At 40.5% G+C, this 1367-nt stretch carries 2 protein-coding genes; both read left to right on the forward strand.

Annotation, left to right across the window (positions count from 1 at the left end; all coding sequences use genetic code 11):
• Nucleotides 1–5 precede the first annotated feature (5 nt).
• Entirely contained in the window at nt 6–134 is a 129-nt protein-coding gene (locus tag ACFIK8_RS09270) for a helix-turn-helix domain-containing protein (protein ID WP_202947968.1), read from the forward strand.
• A 692-nt stretch (nt 135–826) separates the two neighbouring features.
• Nucleotides 827–1147 (forward strand): zinc ribbon domain-containing protein, encoded by a 321-nt coding sequence (locus ACFIK8_RS09275; protein ID WP_210160526.1) that lies wholly within the window; start codon nt 827–829, stop codon nt 1145–1147.
• The last annotated feature ends 220 nt before the right edge of the window (nt 1148–1367 follow it).

Below are 1367 nucleotides of genomic sequence, written 5' to 3' on the forward strand. Positions count from 1 at the left end.
TAAAAATGCTGTTTGAAACAGATCCTCTGCAGGTCCACAAAGCCTTTAAATTTGAGAGCTTGTCAAATGGTGAGCAAACTTGCAAAATCAAACAATTTTGTGGATGTGCTCGTATGGTTTATAATCGGGCATGAGCATGGTAAAATGAATCCTATAAACAGGGGATAGCGACTTCAAATTCAGTGAGACGCGAATTGCAAATTTGTTACCCCAGTGGAAAAAAGAGCTGCATGAGCTCAAAGAGTGCCATTCACAAATTTTGCCACAATCTTTAAAAGATCTTGAGAAGGCATTTAAAAATTTTTTTCATAAGCAGTCGAATTTTCCCAAATTCAAGAAGCAAGATGTGAAAAGAAATATCCCCTTTCTCCAAGGCTTTAAAGTTGAACAGGACAACAATTACTTGTCCTTCCCCAAAAAGAGAGTGGCTTCACTCTCGCAACATTCACGTGATTTCAGGAAGATCAAAAATGGCATTGTGAGCCAAAGAGGCAGACGTTTTTTGTTAGTTTTCAGAGAAAATATGAGATTGATATCCTCGTGCTACAGGTGGAGAGAAGGCATTGCTCTGGGGATTGTGCATTTTGCAACACTTTCCAATGGAGATTTTTTCGAACCCCGTAATACTTTTTCAGATGCACAGAGGCAAGGGAGCTAACCTGCAAAGACAGCTACTAAAGTAAAATTGTGTCAAAACTGGAGGAACTTACAGGCGAAAATCGCCAACTTGCATTACCAGATTTTTCATTTCTGTAAAGATTTTCTGCGTCAGACTTCAAGTCAAATCAGCGAAAACCACGCAAAGATCTACCTTGAAGATTTACAAGTGTGCAATCTGTTGAAATTGGCAAAAGGCACAGTAAAAGAACCGGGGACTAATGTAAAACAAAAATCTGGTTTCAATCGCTCGATTTTAGATCAATTTTGGTTTAAGTTTAGACGACAGCTTGATTGCAAAAGCCAGTGGCAGGGCAGATTGATGAGATCAGTCCCATCTCACAAGATGAGCTACTACTGTCTTTGTTGTGGTCATGTTATCAAAGAAAATCGGCAAACACCGGCAAGTTTTCAATGGATAGAATGCGGGTACAATGGTCATGCGGATATGTTGGTGCATGGAATAGAGTGTCATGGAGGCGTTCTTTAGCGCGAATGCTGTGAATATTCAGGGCAGGGCTTGCCCGTAGAGCCTATGAAGTGAATCGCATAAATAAGTGGTAAGAAGGTGGAATTCATTGAAAGAAGTCAGGCTATAGCCAGATCGGCATTCGTAAGAATCCTCTTCCTTTAGGGTGGGGAGGAAGAAAAAAGGTAAACGTTGACGACAGTTTACTGCGTGTTTTAATGGCTAACTCTCGTTAGGAAAA

The sequence above is a fragment of the Bartonella sp. MR168JLCBS genome (assembly GCF_042194175.1).